Annotated in this window: 18 protein-coding genes; 8 read left to right on the top strand and 10 right to left on the bottom strand. The window is 42.2% G+C overall.

Annotated features, from left to right (window positions below; all coding sequences use genetic code 11):
• Window positions 1-15: 15 nt before the first annotated feature.
• Window positions 16-798: a MetQ/NlpA family ABC transporter substrate-binding protein gene (locus G626_RS0102665; protein ID WP_022931247.1), complete on the bottom strand. Its 783-nt coding sequence runs from the start codon at window positions 796-798 to the stop codon at window positions 16-18.
• A gap of 169 nt (window positions 799-967) precedes the next feature.
• Here G626_RS0102665 and trxA point away from each other — a divergent pair, with 169 nt between their 5' ends.
• On the top strand, window positions 968-1276 hold the full coding sequence (gene trxA, locus G626_RS0102660; RefSeq protein WP_022931246.1) for a thioredoxin: 309 nt from the start codon (window positions 968-970) through the stop codon (window positions 1274-1276).
• Between the two features lie 139 nt (window positions 1277-1415).
• Here trxA and gap read toward each other — a convergent pair whose 3' ends face one another.
• The 3 genes from gap to G626_RS0102645 all read right to left on the bottom strand — a co-directional run bounded on the left by gap (window position 1416) and on the right by G626_RS0102645 (window position 6085).
• Complete coding sequence (gap, locus tag G626_RS0102655) at window positions 1416-2450, bottom strand: type I glyceraldehyde-3-phosphate dehydrogenase (RefSeq protein ID WP_022931245.1); 1035 nt, start codon at window positions 2448-2450, stop codon at window positions 1416-1418.
• Between the two features lie 170 nt (window positions 2451-2620).
• Entirely contained in the window at window positions 2621-3229 is a 609-nt protein-coding gene (locus G626_RS0102650) for a hypothetical protein (RefSeq protein ID WP_196800454.1), read from the bottom strand.
• A 120-nt stretch (window positions 3230-3349) separates the two neighbouring features.
• A complete protein-coding gene (locus tag G626_RS0102645) occupies window positions 3350-6085 on the bottom strand; it encodes a valine--tRNA ligase (RefSeq protein WP_022931243.1) in 2736 nt (911 codons plus the stop codon).
• A 107-nt stretch (window positions 6086-6192) separates the two neighbouring features.
• Here G626_RS0102645 and G626_RS0102640 point away from each other — a divergent pair, with 107 nt between their 5' ends.
• The gene (locus G626_RS0102640) at window positions 6193-7077 is read left to right on the top strand and encodes an omptin family outer membrane protease (protein ID WP_022931242.1); all 885 of its coding nucleotides are present in this window, start codon (window positions 6193-6195) and stop codon (window positions 7075-7077) included.
• A 60-nt stretch (window positions 7078-7137) separates the two neighbouring features.
• Here G626_RS0102640 and G626_RS0102635 read toward each other — a convergent pair whose 3' ends face one another.
• The 5 genes from G626_RS0102635 to G626_RS0102615 form a co-directional block, all read right to left on the bottom strand.
• Window positions 7138-8034 carry a hypothetical protein gene (locus G626_RS0102635; protein WP_022931241.1) on the bottom strand — a complete coding sequence of 299 codons (897 nt, stop codon included), beginning with the start codon at window positions 8032-8034 and terminating at the stop codon, window positions 7138-7140.
• Window positions 8035-8194: 160 nt separating this feature from the next.
• Entirely contained in the window at window positions 8195-8566 is a 372-nt protein-coding gene (locus G626_RS0102630; protein WP_022931240.1) for a hypothetical protein, read from the bottom strand.
• Window positions 8567-8652: 86 nt separating this feature from the next.
• On the bottom strand, window positions 8653-10578 hold the full coding sequence (locus G626_RS0102625) for an ABC transporter ATP-binding protein (RefSeq protein WP_414503151.1): 1926 nt from the start codon (window positions 10576-10578) through the stop codon (window positions 8653-8655).
• An 8-nt stretch (window positions 10579-10586) separates the two neighbouring features.
• Entirely contained in the window at window positions 10587-12359 is a 1773-nt protein-coding gene (locus tag G626_RS0102620) for an ABC transporter ATP-binding protein (RefSeq protein WP_022931238.1), read from the bottom strand.
• Window positions 12360-12525: 166 nt separating this feature from the next.
• Window positions 12526-13152, bottom strand: a complete 627-nt coding sequence (locus G626_RS0102615) for a DUF4230 domain-containing protein (RefSeq protein ID WP_022931237.1) — start codon at window positions 13150-13152, stop codon at window positions 12526-12528.
• Between the two features lie 134 nt (window positions 13153-13286).
• Between G626_RS0102615 and hflK the strand changes: the two genes are divergently transcribed.
• The 4 genes from hflK to G626_RS0102595 all read left to right on the top strand — a co-directional run bounded on the left by hflK (window position 13287) and on the right by G626_RS0102595 (window position 18729).
• Entirely contained in the window at window positions 13287-14258 is a 972-nt protein-coding gene (gene hflK / locus G626_RS0102610; RefSeq protein WP_022931236.1) for an FtsH protease activity modulator HflK, read from the top strand.
• Between the two features lie 14 nt (window positions 14259-14272).
• Window positions 14273-15259 (top strand): protease modulator HflC, encoded by a 987-nt coding sequence (gene hflC, locus G626_RS0102605; protein ID WP_022931235.1) that lies wholly within the window; start codon window positions 14273-14275, stop codon window positions 15257-15259.
• Between the two features lie 131 nt (window positions 15260-15390).
• Window positions 15391-17082: a hypothetical protein gene (locus G626_RS0102600; RefSeq protein ID WP_022931234.1), complete on the top strand. Its 1692-nt coding sequence runs from the start codon at window positions 15391-15393 to the stop codon at window positions 17080-17082.
• 156 nt (window positions 17083-17238) lie between these two features.
• Window positions 17239-18729: an acyl-CoA carboxylase subunit beta gene (locus tag G626_RS0102595; RefSeq protein ID WP_022931233.1), complete on the top strand. Its 1491-nt coding sequence runs from the start codon at window positions 17239-17241 to the stop codon at window positions 18727-18729.
• Window positions 18730-18820: 91 nt separating this feature from the next.
• Here G626_RS0102595 and G626_RS0102590 read toward each other — a convergent pair whose 3' ends face one another.
• Window positions 18821-20533: a DUF5312 family protein gene (locus G626_RS0102590; protein ID WP_022931232.1), complete on the bottom strand. Its 1713-nt coding sequence runs from the start codon at window positions 20531-20533 to the stop codon at window positions 18821-18823.
• Between the two features lie 259 nt (window positions 20534-20792).
• Between G626_RS0102590 and G626_RS0102585 the strand changes: the two genes are divergently transcribed.
• Both G626_RS0102585 and G626_RS0102580 read left to right on the top strand, forming a co-directional pair.
• Complete coding sequence (locus G626_RS0102585) at window positions 20793-21212, top strand: FecR family protein (RefSeq protein ID WP_022931231.1); 420 nt, start codon at window positions 20793-20795, stop codon at window positions 21210-21212.
• 160 nt (window positions 21213-21372) lie between these two features.
• Window positions 21373-24141: a CHASE2 domain-containing protein gene (locus G626_RS0102580; RefSeq protein WP_022931230.1), complete on the top strand. Its 2769-nt coding sequence runs from the start codon at window positions 21373-21375 to the stop codon at window positions 24139-24141.
• Window positions 24142-24143 lie beyond the last annotated feature (2 nt).

Raw genomic sequence — 24143 nt, 5'->3', positions numbered from 1 at the left:
TCAACCACCGTATAATTAGAATACTACAACAACTTCACCGTTTGGATAGGTGTCGTCGATGTACTTGCGAACCTTATCGCTCTGCAAAGCCTTTACAAGAGCCTTGATTGCAGGCTTGTTTTCGTTACCGGCTTTTACAGCAATTACGTTTACGTATGGAGAAGATGAACCTTCAACAAAAAGTCCGTCCTTCTTTGCAGAAAGTCCTGCAGGAATTGCATAGTTACCATTGATTACGGCAGCATCAACATCTGCAAGAACACGTGGAAGAGAAGCAGCTTCAACTTCTACAAACTTAAGGTTCAATGGATTTGAAATGATATCTGCAGGAGTAGCTTCAATTCCGGCTTTTGGATCAATCTTAATAAGGCCTGCTTCCTGAAGAAGAAGAAGAGCGCGGCCTTCGTTTGAAGGATCGTTAGGAACACCAATGCGAGCCTTTTTCTTAAGGTCTTTGATAGACTTTACTTTCTTTGACTTTGAATAAAGTGCAAATGGTTCAACATGGATTCCACCAGCATTGAAAAGGTGATATCCTCTTTCTTTGTTGAAAGACTCAAGATAAGGAATGTGCTGGAAGTAGTTAGCGTCGATTTCGCCAGATTCTACAGCTTCGTTTGGTGTAACGTAGTCTGTGAACTCAACAATCTTAAGATCGATTCCTTCTGCCTTAAGGTCATCCTTTACGAGGTTAAGGATATCTGCGTGTGGTACTGGTGTAGCACCTACTTTAATAGTCTCTGCGAAGAGAGATGAAGCGAGTACAGCGGCTGCTGCAAGTGCAATAATTTTTTTCATATTAAGTTCTCCTTGTGTTGTTTAATATACCTATAGGTTTACTAGGTTATTAAATAAATGTCAATATAGTTTTGAAAAAAAATATTAAATTGTATACAATTTACTTGACAACAAATCATTTATTGTATATATTTTTAATTGTACACAACTTAATTACAAGGAGATTTATATGGCAGAATTGAATATCACAAGTGCAAATTTTAAGAGTGAAGTTTTGGAATCGGACAAACCGGTTATCGTAGATTTTTGGGCAACATGGTGTGGCCCTTGCCGCATGCTTGGTCCTGTTATCAGTGAGCTCGCAGAAGAGCATCCGGAAATTAAGGTATGCAAAGTAAACGTAGACGATGAGCCAGACCTGGCTCAGCAGTTCGGTGTTATGAGCATTCCTTTCGTAGCAAGCTTCAAAGGCGGCCAGCTCCACAAATCAAGCGTAGGAGTTCAGCCAAAGGAATCGCTGCTCGCCCTCCTCGACTAAGCTAACCTTAAAATACCGGTGGTTGAGTAGCCCGAAGGGCGTATCGAAACCACAATAAAAAAACGGTGGTTTCGATACACTTCGCTTCGCGAAGCACTCAACCACCGTTTTTTTTATCTCAGATTATCTGAGTGAAAACTTAGCAGTTCTCAGAGAAGTACTTAATTGTACGTACCATCTGAGATGTGTAGCTGTTTTCATTATCATACCAAGATACTACTTCTACCTGATATGTATCATCATCAATCTTAGATACCATAGTCTGAGTAGCATCGAAGAGTGAACCATAGCGCATACCGATGATATCGCTAGATACGATTTCGTCTTCGTTGTATCCGAAAGATTCTGTAGCAGCAGCCTTCATAGCAGCGTTGATAGATTCCTTAGTGATGTCCTTACCCTTAACTACAGCGAAAAGAAGAGTTGTAGATCCTGTAGGTGTTGGAACACGCTGAGCAGAACCAATCAATTTTCCGTTCAATTCAGGAATTACAAGACCGATAGCCTTAGCAGCACCTGTTGAGTTTGGAACGATGTTCTGAGCACCAGCACGTGAACGGCGGAGGTCACCCTTGCGCTGTGGACCATCAAGAATCATCTGATCACCAGTGTAAGCGTGGATTGTAGACATGATACCAGACTGGATTGGGTATGCATCATTAAGAGCCTTAGCCATTGGAGCGAGACAGTTAGTTGTACAAGAAGCTGCAGAAATGATGTTGTCGTTCTTTGTCAAAGTTTTGTGGTTTACATTGTAAACGATTGTTGGGAGGTCGTTTCCAGCAGGAGCAGAAATTACTACCTTGCGGGCACCAGCTGTGATGTGAGCCTGAGCCTTTTCCTTAGATGTGTAGAAACCTGTACACTCGAGAACAACGTCTACCTTGTTAGCTGCCCATGGACAGTTAGCAGCGTCTTTCTCTGCATAAATCTTGATTTCTTTTCCGTCTACGATGATAGAATCATCAGTAGCAGATACTGTGTGCTTTCCTTCACCAATCTTACCACAGAAACCACCCTGTGCTGTATCATACTTCAAAAGGTGAGCAAGCATCTTTGGGCTTGTCAAATCGTTGATAGCAACAACTTCATAACCTTTAGCGTCAAACATCTGACGGAAAGCCAAACGACCAATACGGCCGAAACCATTAATAGCAACTCTTACATCTGCCATTTTATATCTCCTAAAAATTAGATTAAGATTTTATACCATATAAAATAATGAATTTACAGGAAATAGTCTATAGATAGGTTTTAAGTAAGGAGGGGGAAGTCTCCCCCTCGGGCGCACTTCGTTGCGCCCGACCCCTTCTAACGGGGGCTCCGCCCCCGTAACGCCCCCGTTTAGTTGCTTGAAGACTCTTTTATTCTTGTGTCAAAATATCCGCCGTCTTCGAGGTAGCGGCGTCTTGTCATAATCAGATTGATAAGTTCCTGGTACATGTTGAAATCTACCTGGATAGACATTGGCAAAAGGAAGTATTCGGTTTCGTCGCAGTAGCGTTCAATAAAGGCCGGGTCTGTAACGTAGCCCAGAGAAATCATATTGGAAATGCGGTCTGCACATTTTAAGATTTTTGCCTTCTGGCTGCCTTCGTCGAGGATGCGGCAAAGGAATTCTTTTTTAGATTCACCCTCTTTACGGGTAACTTCTTTTACAAGATTTAAAACATCAGGACCGTCTTCGTCAGCATTAATAATCAGTTCAGGAATAAAGCCCGGAATATCTTCTATTGTATCGTGAATAATAGAAGCCTTAAGCAGAACCGGGTCAATGTAGCCGTAGTCCAGAAGAATTGCAAAGGTATCCATCTGGTGGCGGAACATATTACCGCCCGCATGACGGGCCTTACCAATCAGGGCTGTGGCAAGCTGAATATAGGGAGCAAAGTGAATACTACTGAGCTGAAGCATCTGCTGCTCATTCATATTCTGAGGTCTGTCAGTTTTCATTTCGTAATGCTGTTTTCCCATTAAACCCTCACGGTGGTTGAGTGCCGCAAAGCGGTATATCGAAACCACCTGCTACATATTTATCGGTGGTTTCGATAAACTCAACCACCGATTTTTTTATTATTTTAATTCTGCAAGATAACCTTCGAGAGTTTTTATCTTTCTCTGGCTTTCTGCGAGGCGGTCTCGCTCTTCCTGTACAAGGTTTGCAGGAGCATGCTGTGCAAAGTTTCCGTTGAGCTTGTTTTCGCTCATTCTTGCATAGCCCTGCTCTTTTTCAATTGCCTTCTGGAAGCGGGTCATAAGCTGCTCTTTATTGATAGATTCATCAACAAGAACAAATACTTCAAAGCCGGCTCCAACAGCACCAATTGAGCTTGCAGGTTTTGCATCAACAAAATCAACCTTAGCAACACCGCCAAGCAGCTGAATCATTTCAACCTTTTCGCGGGCAACTTCTGCAGCACTGCCCTTTTCAATCTTAATTGCAATATTGATTTTGATTGCAGGGTCAATTCCGCAGTCTACCTTTGTAGCACGAACCTTACCAATGAGCTCTTTAAGAGCTTCAAAGCGGGCTTCTACCTCTGCATTCTGACGTGCTTCAGAAAATTCCGGATAAGGAGCATTAATAAGCATGCCATTATATGTTGAAGTAGTAATAATCTTATTTGAAGCATTGCGTGTAGCAACAAGTTCAGCCAGAGGCAGCTTTCCGTAAATCTCTTCAGTAACAAATGGAAGATATGGATGCAGCAGACGGATGCTTTCTTCGAGGATATCCATCAAAACTGTAGCCTGGCGGTCTTTTTCCTTATCATCGCCATTCTTAAAGTTTATCTTTGTAGCTTCAACATACCAGTCGCAGAACTCATTCCAGAAGAATTCCATAAGGGCAGAAGCTGCATCGTTATAACGATAGCCTTCAAGCGCCTCTCTTACTGTCTTTACAGCGTGATTCAGGCGGCTGTAAATCCACTTATCGAGTTCTGTAAGGTCTGCATCAGTAAGAGGAACCAGGTTACGTCCTTCGAGGTTACCCAAGAGGTAGCGTGAAGCATTCCATACTTTATTACAGAAGCGAGAACCAAGTTTGAATGAGTCTTTATCAATAAGAACATCCTGTCCCTGAGCACACATAAAGCCAAGTGTAAACTTAAGGGCATCGGCACCATACATATCAATAATTTCAAGAGGGTCCATTCCGTTTCCAAGAGACTTAGACATTTTGCGGCCCTGCTTATCGCGAACGAGACCATGAATGTAAATATCGTGGAAAGGAGCTTTTCCTGTAAACTCAAGACCGGCCATAATCATACGGCAAACCCAGAATGGAATAATGTCGTATGCTGTAAGCAGTGCCTGTGTAGGATAGAAGTTTGCAAGATCTTCAGTTTCCTGAGGCCATCCCAAAGTAGAGAAAGGCCAGAGCCATGAAGAGAACCATGTATCAAGTACGTCCGGATCCTGTTCAATATTTTTTGAACCACATTTTGGACAGCAAACTGGATCTGTACGGCTGCAGATTGTTTCACCACATTCACAGTACCATACAGGAATTCTGTGTCCCCACCAGATCTGACGGCTTACACACCAGTCGCGGATATTTTCCATCCAGTGGCTGTAAGTATTTTCCCACTTCTTAGGATAGAATACCAGTTCACCCTTTCTCCATGATTCAAGGGCTTTCTCAGCCATTGGCTTCATTTTTACGAACCACTGGTCAGAAAGATAAGGTTCTACAACTGTTTTACAGCGGTAACATTTACCAACTGCGTGAACGATTTTTTCTTCACCCTTGAAGAGGCCTGCGGCTGTCAAATCTTCAATTACTAATGCACGAGCCTGTTCTGGTTTGAGTCCACGGTATTTTTCAGGAACATTTTCATTCATTCTTCCGTCTGGAGTAAGAAGATTGATTACTTCCAGATTGTGGCGGAGACCTACTTCCCAGTCGTTAGGGTCATGAGCCGGAGTAATCTTTACCATACCAGTTCCGAATTCCATATCAACATATTCATCAGCGATGATTGGAATCTCTTTTCCGGTAAGAGGAAGCTTGAGCATTTTTCCAACGAGTGCCTTGTAACGGTCATCGTTAGGGTTTACGGCAACGGCTGTATCACCAAAGAAGGTTTCTGGACGAGTTGTAGCAACTTCAATTTTTCCGCTTCCATCAGCATATTCATAATAAAGGTGATACATTGCACCCGGTGTATCTTCGTGGTCTACTTCGTCATCTGCAAGAGCTGTACCACAGCGAGGACACCAGTTTACAAGGCGCTTACCTTTGTACATAAGACCACGTTCATAAAGAGTTACGAATACGTCGCGAACTGCGGCACTTAAACCTTCATCATAAGTAAAGCGCTCGCGGTCCCAGTCTGTTGAGTTACCAAGTTTTTTCTGCTGCTTTACAATAATATCATGGTGCTGATGAGTTACTTCCCATGTGCGTTCAACAAGCTTTTCACGACCAAGGTCAAAACGAGTCTTTCCTTCTTTTTTTAGCTGACGTTCAACTACGTTCTGAGTAGCGATTCCGGCATGGTCTGTACCTGTAAGCCAGAGAGTATTGTCGCCCTTCATACGGTGGTAGCGAACTACGATATCCTGGAGAGTATTGTTGAGACCGTGTCCCATGTGAAGAACACCTGTTACGTTAGGAGGAGGAATGACGACAGAATAAGTATTGGTTTTCTTGTTGCAGTCTGCACACTGGCACTTGTACTGTTCATGTACCGGAGAAGCTTCATCGCTGGCTGGTTTAAAATAGCCCTTGCTTTCCCATTCGTTGTAAATTCTGTCCTCAAAGGATTTAGGCTCATAGGCCTTTTCAAGTTCAATTGCTTTCATTCTGTCATCCTCCATAAAAGCATTTTTGTTGTAAAAATATTGCTCAAAATTATAATGATTTTACTATTATTTGTCATTAGCAATAAAATAGAGTATTATTAAATTAAATGAAAAAAAACTTCTGCCTTGTAATCTTTCTGCTTCTCTTTCCCCTGCTCTGCTTTGCACAGACTGATTTTCATTTTTCCCTGGCCCCACGAATTTCATTTACAGTCGGAGAACTCACAGAACTGCTTTATACTGACAACGAAATAGTAAGTCAGCTGGACTGGGAACAAAAGCCTCTCGTAAACCTTGGACTTAATGCAAGTGCCGGTTACAAAAACTTTTTTATCTCAGCAGATTTTGATTATTGTCTGCCTGCAGGCACTTCTTACATGTATGATTCAGACTGGGAAGGAGATGAAAAATACAGTCTTACAAAACACCCCATTGAAAGTTCAAAAAATATAGATACAGCATTAAGTCTGGCTTATCAGATTCCTGTAAGTAAAAAAATATCAATAATTCCGGCGCTTCAATTTAATTATTTATTTAATGATTTTAAAGCGGGAATTGGAAGCGGTATCCGTCATGGCAGAAACATCCGCGTTTATGGAATTGATTATAGAAGACATTCGTTTTTCATTTTTACAGGGACCGCAGTAAAAGTTCAGCCTTTCTCAAAACTTTTTATTCAGGTTGATTTTATGCTGGCTCCATGGAATTACCAGCTTAGTTTCGACTACCACCATGGCGTAAAAAATCCCTTTTCAACAAAAGACATTCAATTCGGCTTTTTCTCAAAATACAAAGCCGGCCTGACCACCGGTATAATTTTAGACAAAAATATTTCCCTTCAGATATTTGCCCAGCTGCTTTTCGGCTTTCCAGACAAAGGCCCCATCTACACCGATTACTGCTCCACCACCATGGAAAAAAGCCCCTGCCAGAAAAGCGGCGCCGCCACCCACTCCCTCAAAAGCGGCATCGCAGTAAAATTCTCTTTATAAACAAAAAAAGCCGCCAGTTACAAACTGACGGCCTTCATTCAAAAGAATCAAGAATTAAACTTATTCTTCGATTTCTTCTGCTTCTTTCTTGATTTCAGAGAATTCCCAAGTTCCTTCGAGAGTCTGACCAGCATATACGTTAGCATAGAAACCTACATCTGACTGCATAGATGTAAGCCCCTTAGTTGCGTCATATTTAGCATTAACATTGTCAGCTTCAACATAACAAGTCTTCAATGCCACAGGATTTGTATATGTCAAATCATAGTTAGTTGCTGAAGATTTTCTTGCTGGATCAGTAGCATAGAATGAAACTGTATAAGATCCATCTTTTCCTGCTCTCTCGCGACCCTGTGGATATGCTGTAGCATCAGCGGAAGCCTTTCCGTTTGCAACTAAATCAATCCAAAGAGTAATTTTTCCTGGGTTTGCAGTAAGGAGAGCATCAACAGCAGCCTTATCCAACAATGTAAATCCATAAGACTGTCCATAATTAGGAAGACCTGTTGCTACAACACCACCTTCAAGTTTATCCTCAAGTTTTGCAGCTTCAATTCCTGAGAATGACTCAACATAAGCCTGAACTTCACCAGTTGATTGATTGTATCTAACACCTGCAATTGAGAATGCATATTTTTCATCTGCGCCTTTTACGATATTGAAAATATATCCCATGGTACCATTAGAAACAATTTTACTTCCCTCAACAGTCTTATCAACAAGATCTGTAACTTTCATTTCAATTTTACAGATTGCATCAAGGTGCTTTGTGTTTAATGATTTAAAACCTCGAGTTACACTGTCGCCATCATTTGTATAACTAATTGATGCTTTACTGCTTGCTGAGTTTACTTGGATGAGATCCTCGTTTCCTGCAGTTTCACGCTGACAGCCAGCGAATGACAAGATTGCAGCAACTGCAAGAGTTCCCAACAAAATTTTCTTTACCATTTTCATAGTAATATCTCCTGTTTTTTCCCGTGCTTTTTTTGCGCGGGTTTAGTTTTTTGTGCGAAAAAAGTAAGTTTTTTTTCTGCACGCGTTGTTAACTATATGACTATTATGTCATTTTTGCAAGTTAATTCATTATTTTTAATTTATTACTTTTTGAGATTGATTATTTTTTGAATTTAATAACAGTGTTGTAGTCTTCTGTTGTCCAATCTGGATTTACGACCATGTCCAGGTCTGCATCAAGGGAAATTCCTTTTTTGAAGGAATAAGAGCGTTCTGTATCCTTGCAGTCGAAAGAAATTGAAACACCGGTAGTATCAGCATTTACCTTAAAATTCTGTACGGTGCCGTCTTTGAAGGTGTAGACTTCTTCGCCGGTGCTTGTTTTTGTAAGCACAATTTTTCCATCTGCAGAGAAGGTCCAGTCTGCATCCCATTTTTTGTCCTGCCAGGTTCCTTTGATTCCGCCAAGATCCAGAGCGAAGACACCTGCTGTCATTACAGCAGCCACTGCTAAAGCTATAAGCTTTTTCATAATCAATAACTCCTTAATCTTAATAGATTGTTATTTAATTATAACACAATGGATTCCCCGGTCAAGCCGGGGAATGACAAAAAAAATTATTCATCAAGCGTAATTTTATTTCCGGTGTAGAGGAAGTAGTAGCGGCCCTTGGCGGCAATAAGCTCGTCGTGGGTACCGCGTTCTATGATATTTCCGTGTTCCAGAACGATAATTTCGTCGGCATTGCGGACAGTAGATAAGCGGTGGGCAATAACAAAGGTTGTACGACCTTTCATCAGTGAGTCCATTCCATCTTCAATCAGTTTTTCAGTTCGGGTATCGATAGAAGATGTTGCTTCATCAAGAATCAGTACCGGTGGATTTGCAACCGCAGCCCTTGCAATAGCCAGCAGCTGTCTCTGTCCCTGACTCAGGCTTGCACCGTCTCCTGTAATAACTGTATCGTAACCATTTTCCAGATGGCGGATAAAATGATCTGCATTGGCAAGTTTTGCAGCCTCGTAAATCTGCGCATCTGACGCTTCGAGATTTCCATAGCGGATATTATCTTTAATGGTTCCTGTGAACAAGTGTGTTGTCTGCTGAACCATACCAAGCGACTTACGCAGAGAGCCCTTAGAAATATCATTCAAAGGAATGCCGTCGTAAGTGATTTTACCGCAGCCTTCCGGCACATCGTAAAAGCGGGAAAGCAGATTGATTGTTGTAGTTTTACCCGAACCGGTAGAACCAACAAGGGCAATTTTCTGACCGGGCTTTGCGTGAATGCAGATATCGTGCAGAACAGTTTTCTCCGGCTTATAACCGAAGGTTACGTGATCAAAAACGACCTCCCCTTCCAGTTTACGCAGAGAATTATCTGCAGAATTTTTCCAGGCCCACTCACCTGTTGAAGCATAAGACTGAACAAGTTTTGACTGTCCGTCTGCTTCCTTTGCTTCATAAGCGTTTACCAAAGTGAAAGCGCCCTGGTCAATTTCTTCTTCTTCATCAATAACAGCAAAAATTCTTTCCGCGCCGGCAAGAGCATTGAGCACAGAGTTTGCCTGCATAGACATCATAGAAATTGGCTGACTGAAAGATCTTGTATACTGCAAAAAGGCCGCAATGGTTCCAAGATTCATAACGCCGGTAAAAAGGTTGAAAGACATCAAACCGCTCTCGCCCATAATCATCAAGGCAGCTGCAAGAATTGCCACAACCGCATACTGCATATGGCTGAAGTTATTCATCATTGGACCCATAAGTCCACCATAAGTCATGGCAGAGGTTCCGGCCTTGCGAAGATTTTCACTCAAAGCTTCAAAGCGTTCAATTGCCTTTGGCTCGTAATTAAATACCTTGATTACCTTCTGGCCTTCAATCATCTCTTCTATAAATCCGTTTAATTCGCCGACACACTTCTGATTTTCACGGAAGGCTTTTGCAGAACGTTTACCAACGGCAGCCATGCCCAAAGTAATCAAAAACATTGTAATAATCATTACAAGAGTAAGAAGCGGGCTAAGCGAAATCATCATCACAAATACCGAAGCTACTGTGATTATTGAAGAGAAAAGCTGAGGAACTGTCTGGCTCATCATTTCGCGCAGGGCATCTGTATCGTTTGTAAAGCGGGACATGAGTTCGCCGTGAGTATGACCATCGTAATATTTGATTGGAAGCTTTTCCAGCCGGCTAAAGAGATCGCAGCGAACGTTGTAAAGCAGGTTCGTTGAAATATAAATCATGAGGCGGGAGTTACACCAGGAAGCAAAAACTCCAAGGCAGAAGAGAGCAAGAACTCCAAGCAGCAGTCTTGCAAAGCCGCCAAAATCCGGATTCTCCTGACCAATCATTGGAATGATATAATTATTCAGAGCTGGCTTAATCAGATAGGTTCCGATTACAGATGCACCGGAGCTGATAAGTACACACAAAAATACAACAATCCATAAAGCCTTGAATTTTCCCATATACTGGAGGATGCGGCCAATTGTCTTTTTAGCATTTTTAGGCTTTCCAAAGCCCTTTTGTCTCATAGGTGGCATTATGCATTACCTCCTTCACTTTCATCTGCAAGGTCTGCGTCTCCGCTGCCCTGCTGCTGCGATTCAAATACTTCACGGTAAATCTTACTGCTTTCCAGAAGCTCGTCGTGAGTTCCTACCGCACTTACGCTGCCCTCGTCCATAACAATAATCATATCTGCTTCTTTTACAGAAGAAATACGCTGGGCAATAATGATTTTTGTAGTCTCAGGTGCCAGCTCCTTCAAAGCCCCGCGGATTCGCCCTTCTGTTGCAGTATCAACTGCAGAAGTAGAATCATCAAGAATCAAAATTTTAGGATTTTTCAAAAGGGCTCTGGCGATACAAAGACGCTGCTTCTGACCGCCGGAAACGTTTACGCCGCCCTGGCCAAGCATTGTGTCGTAGCCTTCCGGGAAGGTAGAGATAAAGGAGTCGGCATCGGCTGCTTTACAGGCTGCAATAATCTGCTCGTCTGTGGCAGCTTCGTTACCCCACTTCAAGTTATCGCGGATAGTCCCGCTGAAAAGAACATTCTTCTGAAGTACCATGGCAACGCTGTCTCGCAAAACTGTTATGTCATAATCGCGAACATCAACTCCGCCAATCTTAACCGACCCCTTCAGAACATCATAAAGACGAGGCAAAAGTGCAACCAGAGAAGTTTTGGAAGAACCGGTAGAACCGATAATTCCAACAACCTGGCCGCTCTTAATTTTCAAATTGATATCTTTAAGAATGCAGTTATCGGCTTTTTTATTGTAACTGAAATCAACATGGTCAAATTCAACAGAACCGTTGCGAACTTCCATAACCGGCGACTGAGGATTTTCAATATCCGGAACTTCATCCAGAACTTCTACAATACGCTGGTTAGAAGCCTGTACCATAACAAGCGAAACAAAAACCATTCCCAGGAACATGATGGAAGAAAGAACCTGAGTTACATAAGTAAAGAAGCTGATAAGCTCACCGCTGAGCATGTGACCACCAACAACCAGGCGGCCGCCAAACCACATAACGGCAATCATAGAAACATACATTACCAGCTGCATAATAGGCATCATAAAGATAATGAGCTTTTCTGCATGAACCTGGGCACGGCGAACCTCGTCGGCAGCCTTACGGAATTTCTTTTCCTCAAACTCGCCGCGGACATAAGCCTTAACAATACGGATACCAATAAGATTTTCCTGAATTGCTGAGTTCATTCCGTCGAACTTTTTCATCATAATCTTAAAACGCGGATGTGCAAGATTTGAAATTGCAAGTACAGAAATTACAATAACAGGAACCGCAATCAAAAAGAGAATTGCAAGCTGCGAGTTCATTCTAAAGGCCATAATGGTTCCGGCAATCAGCATGAAAGGCGAACGTACGCACATATGAATGAGCATGCGGTAGACGTTCTGAGTCATGTTAATGTCTGTTGTAAGACGGGTTACCAGAGAGGCTGTGCTGAAGTGGTCTATATTTGCAAAAGAAAAGGTCTGGATTTTTTTATAAATCCTTGTGCGCAAAGTGTAGGCAAAGCCCTGAGCCGCAACAGTAGAAAAGCGGGTTCCGAGAACTCCGCAGGTTAAAGAAATTATTGCAAGACCAATCATGATTGCGCCGTAGCGGACAACAAAAGGCAGGTCTTTTCCTGCAATTCCAACATCAATAATTCTGGCCATTATAAAAGGAATGATTACTTCCATTACTACTTCGCCAATCATAACAAGGGGCGAAAGAATAGTATTAACGATATATTTCTTACTCAGGCCCTGAGTAAGCTTTCTGACTGTAGACATAAATTAAAGGTAATAAAATTATAGAGGGAATTCAAGGGGAAAAATCCGTATTTAAGGGAAGTGCTGGTGGTTGAGTAGGCCGAAGGCCGTATCGAAACCACATCTTCTGTGTTCTGCGGTGGTTTCGATACGCCCGCTGAGCGGGCACTCAACCACCGTGGGGACTCTATTTAATTCTAACTTCTTCAAAGCCCAGGGCCAGCATAAACTGGGTGATGATCCGCACAGAGTAAGCACGGGCGTCTTCCAGAATGCCTTCGGCAATCATATCTTCTACAGCCAGGTCCTTTGCCCTGTCAATTTCATCAAATATCTCCTGGGTAGAAATAGGCACAAAAACACTCTGCTTTTCGTCGAAAACACTCTGGCTCACAATCTCATTCCCCAGCACCTCTGCCTCTGGCACAGTAAGCGTTATAGATTTTCCATCGAGAGAAACACTGTAAGAAACATCAGTTATATCTGCCAGCCCTGCCCTCACAAGCCCCGTGTACTTAATAATGCTGTAACTCTTTGCAAAACCCGAGGTCTTCTTAAGGGTAATAATATCGCTGTAGCGGTACTTTGCCGTAACCAGTTCCTGGCAATAAGAAAGCTGGCGGTCTACCAGGGCCAGTTTATTTTCTGATTTTACGGTGGTAAAGCGCTTAAAGCCAAAATATCCGCCGCAAAGTACAATCAGGGTTATTAAAAGAATCGTCACAATGCGCAGAATGATGCGGGTACCCAGCCCTGCCTTGCGGGAACTCTGTTTTTTTTCTGATTTAGATGATTTCTTAGTTTTTTCTTCCATATAAAATATTATACTCCATATCCGCTTTTTTTGTTGTTTTTTTTTCTATTAATCAATATCTTTAAAGTATATTGTCATTATGGATTGCCACGTCGCTGCGCTCCTCGCAATGACGTGCTGAAAAGGAGACACTGATGGCTGACGAAGAAGTAAAAAAAGCAAAACGTGTGCGTAGAAGCGTAGGCCCTGCCATGCTTTTCTGGCTGATTGTCCTTGCACTTGCAGTAGTTGCAGGATTTTCAAGTGTTTATGTAGTTGATGAAACAGAAAATGCGGTAATCACCAGATTTGGAAAATACCAGCAGACCGTAGGCTCTGGCCTTCACGTAAAGCTGCCATTCGGAATCGACAAAAACTACAATGTTGATATTAAAACTCTCCGCGCCGAGCAGTTTGGTTTTAAGACAATTAAATCAGGCCGCAACAATGAGTATAAAAACAATATTGCCGAAGAATCAGAAATGCTCACAGGCGACCTTAATATAGTAGATGTTGAATGGGTAATTCAGTACAAGGTTGTTGACCCTCGCCAGTGGCTTTTCAACGTTTACGAGCGTGAACAGACAATCCGCGACATTTCCCGCTCGGTAATCAACACTCTGGTTGGAGACCGTGCAATTTTTGACGTAATCAGCGCCGACCGTTCTACAATTCAGAACCTGGCCCAGGAGCAGATGAACGAAAACTTCAAGGCTCTCGGACTTGGAATTAACGTTACAACAGTTCAGTTCCAGAACGTAGTTCCACCAGTTGAAGTTCAGGCTGCTTTTGAAGACGTAAACAAGGCAAGCCAGGATATGAAGCGCCTTATCAACGAAGGTAAGGAAGAGTACAACAAAGAAATTCCTAAGGCTCAGGGTGAAGCAGACCGCCAGATTCAGGTTGCAGAAGGTTATGCTTCTGAGCGTGTAAATATGGCAAAGGGTGATGTTGCCCGCTTCAACGCCGTTTACGAAGAATACAAGCGCGCTCCAAAGGCAACTAAAGAGCGAATCTACCTTGAAACTATGGCAGAGATTTTCGGCAGCGAGACAAAGCCTGAGCTGATTGACAGCGAGCTTGAAAATCTTGTTCCGGTAAAGAATCTCAATAATATTAAGGACTAAGGGGGGATAGAATTATGACTAGAGCAATGAAAAGATTTGTAGGCTGGCTGATAGCCCTTGTGATTTTATTTATCCTCTTTGTATTAACAGGACCTTTCTATATTGTAAATGAAGGAAAGCAGGTTGTAATTACCCGCTTCAGTAAAATTGTTGATTCTCACGAAGAAGCAGGTCTTTACATCAAGGTGCCATTCCTTGACCAGGTAACTGAATATCCAAAACTGATTCTTTCTCTTGACGGCGACCCTCAGAGCATCACCACCAAAGAAAATCAGTACATAATAGTAGATACTACATCAAGATGGCGCATTACAGACCCGGTTGCCTTCTATCAGAACTTCCAGACTCTGGACAATGCTTACAATAAGCTTTCTGATATCGTAGATTCTTCATGCCGCACTGTTATTACTCAGAACCGTATGAGCGAAATTGTTCGTTCTTCTAACATCATCAACGAGCGTAAAAACGACAATGTTGAAAAGGATGAAGAGACAAAAGAAATTGACAAGCTTGTAAATGCAGATACTGTAAACGAAGTTGTAACAAAGGGCCGAAGCGAACTTTGCCGCCAGATGACCGCAAAGGCCCAGAGCGAAGTTCAGGGCTGGGGAATTGAGCTTCTGGACATTGTTCCACGCCAGGTAAAATATTCTGATGAACTCAATGAATCAGTTTACAACTCAATGATTAAGGACCGAAATCAGGTTGCACAGGCTTACCGCTCACTTGGTGAAGGTAAAAAAGCTGAATGGCTTGGTCGCCTTGAAAACGACAAGCGTACAATCGCTTCTGAAGCTTACCGCAAGTCTGAGGAAATTAAGGGTGCTGCCGATGCCGAAGCTGCCGCAATTTACGCTGCCGCTTACAACAAGGACCTTGAGTTCTATACCTTCTGGAAGAGTATGGAATCGTACAAGCAGAACCTCAAAAACTACCCTGCTACCTACAGCACTAAGATGGATTATTTCGACTATCTGTATAGTGCAGATGGTAAAAGATAATGAATTATAATGGTGGTTTCGATACGATGCTTCGCATCACTCAACCACCGCATTACAGTACACCGGTGGTTGAGTAGTACGGTGCTAAAGCACCTATCGTATCGAAACCACCTTGCGCATGAGACATATTTATGAATTTATTACACATTGAAAACAACGAACTTAGACTTAATTCAAACCTCGATGAGTACACCTTTGGAAAAACAGGGCACGACAATATACTCAGTTACGAAGGCACCCTCTTCGACGGGAAAAACTTTCGTCAGTGGACCTTTGAAGAGGTAAAATCTTTTGACGCCGAAAAAAACGGCAAAGCTGAGCGTCTTGTTTTCTATTGTGCAAAAAATCCGCTTGGCAGTTCTGCCCGCACACTCGCCGAGCTGCTCGAAGAAGACGGCCCTGCCGCTTTCGACGCAGCCCTGGCAGTCTGCAGAGCTCTGACCTCTGCCGCAAAAAATAGTAACCAGATTCCTATGGTTGGTGCCGGTGGAATTATGGTAGACGGAGACAAGGTTCTTTTTGTTCCGGAAGAACTTTTTAGTTATGCAGCAAATACACTTTCTGCCCAGGATGCTCTTGCCCAGCAGCACGGTTACCTTAACGAAACAATCAAAGACCTGCCTGCAATCTGCTTTGAAAGGGCTGCAATTGTTTACCGTCTGCTCACAAAAAACTATGCCTTTGGAGCTACAGAAAGCATAGCCCGCAATGCAGATATTCTTGATAATAACTTTCTGCCTGTACACTATTGCATAAACGGAATAGACAGCGAACTGGCAGGAGAAATAAACAGAGCCCTGAGACTGAACTCTACAGCTGTTAATATTCCCGGTAAACGTAAAAAGGGAAAATCCAGTGAAGACCTTCGACCTAAAGCAGACTTCCCGCTGGAAAAACTGGAAGAAGCCTGGAAGCTTAGCCAGGCTCAGGCAGCAAATGGCAGCGACAAGGATTTTGAAGAAAAAGTTGCCGCTTATAAAAAATCACAAAGCTCAAAAATCAATACAAAGCGAACAATTAAACGCAATTCAACAAGCATTATTGCAGCACTTGCCGCAGTTGTAATTCTTGCTGTAATCATTATAAATACAATCAAAACCCGGGGCACAGATTTAACTTCTGTAGGCCTCACCTCTACTCAGACAATCAGCGCCTATATGAACGGCGTAAATCAAAAAGACACAATGCTTCTTTCTGATTTTGGTGATGGAAAAACTGCCAACAGCTTTGCAGACATGGTCAGCAGAATCTACGTTCTGCACAAGCAGCGCATTACCTATGGCGACAACGGCTTTGGCTACCCTGCTAACTGGCTTTTCTATATTACAGATGATTCAAAGTACCAGAAATCCGGAGTATACGGCCTTACAAATCTTAAAATTGATGGAAAGCCTGCAGAACACGTAACTCAGATTCATAAGAAAAACGAAAAGGCTCCTCCTCTCACAGAAGAAGGCGGAGTCACTTTGCAGGACGGCTCTATTTCTGTCCACAAAATTGAATTCTATATGATTTATACAGAAGGCGAAGATGTTGATTACCTTGTAGATAAAATTACAGATACAATCACCCTCACCTACAAAAAGAACCGCTGGGTTATTACTGATATAGAAGAAAACAAGCGGATAAAACTTAATGTAGACTGCGCTAAGTTTAAGGCTGATTATTTTGAAGAGCTTAAAAAGTCTAACGGCGAAGTAATTCCTGCCGTAGATGCCCTGCGCTCAAAATACGAATGGCTGCCGGAAGATGCTGCAATGCAGAGAGAACGAGACCGCATAATCTATCAGATTGAACACCCCTTCGGCGACTTTGGGTTGTAGGTGGTTTCGATACGATGCTTCGCATCACTCAACCACCGACATCTTAGTACACACCCGGTGGTTGAGTAGCCCGCCAGGGCGTATCGAAACCACATCGAAACCACATCATATTGACAAAGTTGCATTTTTTGTCATAATAAACTCACGAGGTAAACAATGGAATACAATGTTGAAAAACAGCACGCAAAAGGTAAACTTCATGCTATTGAACGTATTAATGCACTTTGCGACAAAGATTCATTTGTAGAGACTTATCAGGGTGTTAAGCATAACTGTACAAGCTTTGGAATGGATAAAAAAGATATTCCTTATGATGGCGTAATCACAGGATTTGGAAAAATAAACGGACGTAAGGTTGCTGTATATGCACAGGACTTTACAATTCAGGGCGGTTCTCTTGGCCACATGCACGGCCGCAAAATTGCAGACCTTACAAAAATGGCAATCGATGCCCGCTGCCCTGTAATCGGAATTAACGACTCGGGTGGAGCCCGCATTCAGGAAGGTGTAGAAGCATTGGGCGGTTACGGTAACGTATTTAATCAGAACGTTCGCGCTTCTGGTGCCATTCCTCAGATTTCTATCATTGCCGGTCCTTGTGCCGGTGGTGCCGTATACTCACCTGGAATCACAGACTTTATTTTTACTGTTGATAAGGTAACTCAGATGTTCATTACAGGACCTAAGGTTGTAAAATCTGTAATGTTCATGGATATTTCTGCAGAAGACCTGGGTGGTGCAAACATTCACGCAACAAAATCTGGTGTTTCACACTTCCGCTGCGAAGATGAAAAATCATGCTACGAAGAAGTACGCCGCCTGCTCGACTACATTCCACACTACTTTGGTGACAAGATTGAACCAAATGAAAAGTTCAAGTTCGACGAGAAAAAGGCAGCAAAGAAGATTCGGGAAATCCTTCCTGAAAATCCACGTCAGGGTTACGACGTTCGCGAAGTAATCAACTGCGTAATCGATGAAGATTCCTTCCTCGAAATTATGAAGGAGTTCGCAATCAACTGTGTTGTTGGCTTTGGTAAGATTGAAGGCCGTACAGTTGGTATTGTTGCTAACAACCCTAAGGGACTTGGCGGCGTTCTCGACTGCGATGCTTCTGATAAGATTGCCCGCTTTATCCGCTACTGCGACAGCTTTGATATTCCTCTTCTTACTTTTGTTGATGTTCCAGGCTTTATTCCGGGACCTCAGGAAGAGCAGAAGGGTATTATCCGCCACGGTGCAAAGGTAATTTATGCTTACAGTGAAGCTACTGTTCCTAAGCTCACAGTAATTTTACGCAAGGCTTACGGCGGTGCTTACATTGCAATGTGTTCTAAGCATCTTGGTGCAGACTTTGTTTATGCATGGCCAAAGGCAGAAATTGCCGTAATGGGTGCAGAAGGTGCAATTGAGATTTTGTTCGCAAAAGAACTCAAGGATCCTAACAAGGCTGCAGAAGTTCAGGCTGCTTCAGAAAAATATAAGAACGAAATTATGACTCCTTATATTGCAGCAGAACGCGGCTACATCACAGAAATCATTCAGCCGGAAGAAACCCGTAAGCGCATTGTTGCAAGCTTTGACTTCCTCGAAACAAAGATTTTTACAAACAAGCCGCTTAAGAAGCACGGAAATATTCCGCTGTAATAAAGTGGTTTCGATACGATGCTTCGCATCACTCAACCACCGGTGGTTGGAGTAGTACGGTGCTGACGCACCTATCGTATCGAAACCACCATCATTGCGCTGTAGCCGCGTCAATCGGCTCCAGCTCAGAAAGATAAAAATCAGCTTTTTTCAAAACTTCCCAGCATGATCTTAGAGAATCTCTCCAGGTCCTGTTGTGGTGGCCTTTTATGGAAGCAATGTTCTGCAGTCCCTCATGAACTTTATCGCGTTCATCAGTAAGAATACCGCTCAGACATTTATCCATCATATTACCGCCCTTACTGAATTTTTTTACACATTCACGTATTTCAGATTCTGTTGTAGCCATCATAGAATCAATCTGATTCTGCACCTGGAAGGAACGGATTCTGCTTGTTGCAAATTCATCAAACTGAGCACCGTACTCCCCTTCCGGTGCCAGCCGGTCCAGCAGTTCCTTCATCTGACTGTTAGCCTGAACAAACAAATTTAAGCCTTCAGAATACTCAATTCGGTTTTCGTTACGAATAAAAACACCTTCCATCATAACATCGTTTAAGTAAGGCATCATTTCTTCATAACGGTTTTCACAGAACCAGGACAAAAAGCCTCCGGTCAGCTCGCAGGCAAAAGGTACCCTCAGCCACAAAGCCTGCCAGGGTCTATATTTTAAGGTTGGGAATTCAAAAAGGCCAAAGTCGTTACCCAGGTATATTTCCAGATTTTTCTTTTTGCGTTCGCGCAGCCAGTCGCCCCAGCGCACCTCAATAATTTTACGCCACTGGTTACGGAAGTTTGGAAACCATGCCTCTGAACCTTCGATAATTCCCGGAGTCCAGTCGTAATCAGCATTTATAATTTTTCCAACTTTTAATATAGGCACGCTGGAAATAAACATCTGAATTGCACCCAGACACTGATTTGCTTTTGCAATAAATTCTTTTATAGTCCGCTCAATGTCTTTTTCCTGGGCATTCTTTGTTATTTCTTTACGCTGACTGAACATGAGCATTGCTTCCAGCACTTCGTTCTGTACAGACATTATATTTGTAAAAACAGCCGCAAATGCAGAAAAATCGCTGGCAGCATTTTTATAAGGACAGGTATAATTATTTTCAGTAAGATTTGTAAACTGAGAAGTAAAATGAATATAAGGAAGCCTTGTAAATTGACGCAGCCAGTTCAAAGAACTGATAGCCGAATAAAGGCTGCTTTTAGCTCCCCCATCAATATTTTTAAGTATATTATCAAGATTTTTTAAGAGCTTGTTTTTATTTTCAATATCTGGATCCGTATCAAATGGAAGCGAAAAGGGATCTGCTTCTGAGGTAATCTGATCAGAAAGTTCGGGTGTAACAAAGGAACTTAAAAAAACATAGAAATCACCAGGGTTATCATCAATCAGATTAAAGTAAGGCTTAAAAAAATCTGCGGCGGTTTTTAGTGCCCGCAAATGTTCATAAAAAACAGAATCCAGAAGTCCGTTTTTATGATTCAAAATACCGGGGTGGTCACGATTAATGCGGCGGGCCATGGAAGCAAGAACATCTTCATTATAAATTTTTTCTGGATTTTTCTTTTCAATTAAACTTCTGAACCAGAGTAAAAGTCTATAAAAAGCAGATTCTTCTTTAAAACGAATATGAAGGGAAATATTTTTTTCTGGCAGTTGATTTTCAGTCTCCGAAAGCTGAACTACAGAAACAGATGATGAGTTAAGTTTTTCAAGCATTGTACTGCGTTCTTCCGAATCCATGCCGGCAACAAGCTTATCGAACGCGCTTCTGTTTAATGAATCTGCCATAAATATAATTATAACACAGTGATATGGATTTTGCTATGCAAAATGTTACACCGTCATTGCGAGCCTAAAGATTTCGACGTCATTGCGAGCCCGAAGATTTCACCGTCATTGCGAGCCCGAAGGGCGTGGCAATCAAAAAAAAAGTAATTTTTTACTAGACAAATTTCTAATTATAGTGGATAATATATTAGTTCTTTATTGTTGGAAGAACTATATCAAAAATATAACGATTTCCACGGAAGTCGATTCGGAGATTACTATGAGAAAACTTAAGGTTTTGGTTTGTGCAGCTTTAACAATGTTTGCGGCATCTTCATTATTCGCTGCAAGTTACAAGGTTGAATCTTTTACTGGTAAGGTTACTTATGAATCTGCACCAGGAAAATGGGTTGCTGTAGAAGCCGGACAGGAATTGTCAGCTTCAACTGTTGTTCAGACAGGTGTTAATTCTACCCTCGTTCTTTCAGCAGACGGCTCAAAGGTAAACATCAAGGCTATGCAGAAAGGAACTATCGAAAGCCTTTCTTCTGTTGCTTCTTCAGGAAGCGCTGGAATCAAAAAGGGCTCTGCACTTAAGAGTTCTGCTGTAGCAGCTGATTCAAACAAAACAAGCAAGTCTGTAGTAACTGCTTCTTCACGTGCCAGCGAGGCAAAAGAAGATTTTAGCTGGGAAGAATAGTACAGTTTAATTAAAGACAAAATATCCTGTGTTTAGGTTTTTCCGACACAGGATTTTTTTTTATAAAACAAAAAGCAGTCATGCTGAACTTGTTTCAGCATCTATTTAATTAGATTCCGAAACAAGTTCGGAATGACATTATCAAAAAAGAGAGAGAAATATGAAAAAGTATTCATTCCTTTTAATTCCTTTTATTTCTGTTGTTGTATGTACCCTGCTCGTTTTTACAAGTCTCGATTATAAAATTGCAGATTTGTTCCAGCGAACTTTGCCAGACCTTAAAGAATCAGACAATGTAATAATGGTAAACATTGATGACTCTTCTGTAGATGCAATTGGTACATGGCCATTTTCACGCGATGTTTATGCCGACGCACTGGTTATCTTAAAAGACCTTGGTGCAGAAGCAGCCGTATTCGATTTGAGCTTCCTCGACAAGTCTCAATCAAAGGTAAATAAAGAATATGTAGAAAGTGAACTTCCCCACTATGTAGACGAAGACTTTAGTGAGCTTTCAGAACAGATTGCCTGGCTTGTGTCAGAAGCCCAGGGCTACGATGTAACAGAAGACCTTAACGGCGTAATGGATTCTGTTCAGAACCGAATTAAAACTGCCATTCAGTATTCTGTTCGCGATGTAGATCAGGTTCTTGCCCAGGACCTTAAGTTCTTTGAAAACTCATACCTAACCCTCACCTTTGACGATGGCTTTCCTTCTTTAGGTGAAGTAGTAGAAAATTATCTTTCAGAAGAACTTTCACTTAAAGATATTTCAGTTGCAAAAAACGCCCGCGTTCCAAAATTCAAGGGTGTTGAACCTGCAATCAGCGACTTCCTTTTTGAAGCCAAAAAAGCAGGCTTTGTAAACGCACCTGCCGATGACGACGGTTACCTTCGCCGCCTTCACCTGGTTTTTGAATACAAAGGAAACTATTACCCTCAGCTGCTTTTTGCTCCAATCTTAAATTATCTTGGCAATCCTCATATTGATGTTCGCCGCCATAAAATCATCCTTAGAGACTGCAACTTCCCTGATGGAAAGCGAGATCTCAAAATTCCTCTTGCTCAGGATGGTTCTGTAATAATCAAATATCCTAAAAAAAGTTATTACGATTATAAAGCAATTACCCTCTGGTCTGCCTACCGCATTCTGCTGCTTGAAAAAGACCTTGTAAAGAGTCTTAAAGAGCTTAACGAAAACGGCTTCTTCAGTTTCTGGGAAGGCGACCTTCCTTACGAACTCTATGATGCAGCTTCAGGCTTTATTCACGATGCCCTTGTTACAGAAAATGATGATTCAGGCGTAACTTATGATGATTATTTTGCTTACAAAGATGCCTTTTATCAGGGAACAAAAGACTTCCTTTATGGCGACACAGAAGCACTTCTTCTTGAATCTGTAGAAGGTGATGATGAAACTGCAGAATATATTTCTTACAATATGAATACAGTACGTAAGATTTACGAGGAACTTGTTTCTTCCCGTGACCGCGTAAAAGAAAAGGTAGAAGGAGCCTTCTGTATTTTCGGAACCTCCGCTACAAGTACAACCGACTTTGGTTTGATTCAGTATGAAGAAAAGTATCCTAATCCGGGTGTACACTACACTATTGCAAATCAGCTTTTATCAGGTGATTTTGTAATTGATTCTCCATGGTGGATTTCTGTAATCATTGCAATTCTTTTGTGTTTTGGCTATGGATTCGCATCTAAGAAAATCAACAGCACAGGACGTCAGCTTGTAGCAGGCGGTGTACTTGAAGGTGCTGCTATAATTCTTTTACTTCTCTTCTATATAACAACTAAGATTTACGTGGGAACAGCAATTCCTGCAATCTCACTTGCAGTTACCTTTATTGCAATTACAGTATTAAATCTTATCTCTACTTCAAAGGATAAGAAGTTTATTACCGGTGCCTTCAGCCAGTGTCTTTCAAAAGAAGTAGTTGCCGAAATTGTTGCTAACCCTTCTTCTTTCAAGCTTGGTGGTGAACGGGTTGAGATGACGGCGATGTTTACCGACATCCAGAAATTCTCGGGCTTCAGTGAACTTTTGAATGCGGCCCAGCTGGTTGCCCTCTTAAACTTCTATCTTACAAAAATGTCTAACCTGATTATGGAAGAACGCGGTACTGTAGATAAGTATGAAGGAGATGCTATTATCGCCCTTGTAGGTGCTCCAATCAAAATGGAAGATCATGCTGAACGTGCCTGTGCTGCAGCCATTAAAATGAAGCAGTCTGAACTTGAGATGAATAAGTACATCGAAGAAATTGCTGCCGGCGACAAACCTGCTGATATGGAGCAGGATCTTTACGATGCCTTTAAGATTATGGTTGCAAACAAGAGAAGCATTTTCACCCGCATAGGTTTGAACTCTGGCGAAATGATTGCCGGATACATGGGTTCCGACAGCAAGAAAAACTACACTATGATGGGTAACAATGTAAACCTTGCTGCCCGCCTCGAAGGTGTAAACAAACAGTATCATACTGGCGGTGTACTTATAAGCGAAGCAACCCGCGTAAAGCTTTCGGACAAGTTCCTGGTTCGCAGCCTTGACCGTGTTCAGGTAGTAAACGTAAAAACCCCTATCCGCCTTTACGAACTGATTGGTTTTAGATCAGAAGCAAATGATGCAGTACTTAAATATCTTGCAGACTGGGAAACAGCACTGACTAAGTTTGAAGCCGGTGACTATACAGGCGCCCTTGCAGACTTTAAGGCTCTTGCCGCACAGAACAGCCACGACAATGTTGTTACCTACTACATCGAGCTTACAGAAAAGTTCTTTGCTAAGGGCAAGGTTCCAACAGATGCCGACGACTTCGGAGTTGCTTACAACACTGAAAACCCGGCAGATATGAATCCGGAATGGGTTGGAACAAAGTACGAGATTAAGGGAACCTTCCGTTTGCTTCAGAAATAGCA

It is taken from the genome of Treponema bryantii NK4A124 (assembly GCF_000421345.1).
Taxonomy (GTDB): Bacteria; Spirochaetota; Spirochaetia; order Treponematales; family Treponemataceae; genus Treponema_D; species Treponema_D bryantii_B.
Note: the sequence above shows the minus strand (reverse complement) of the source record. Positions and strands in the feature narration are given on the sequence as shown.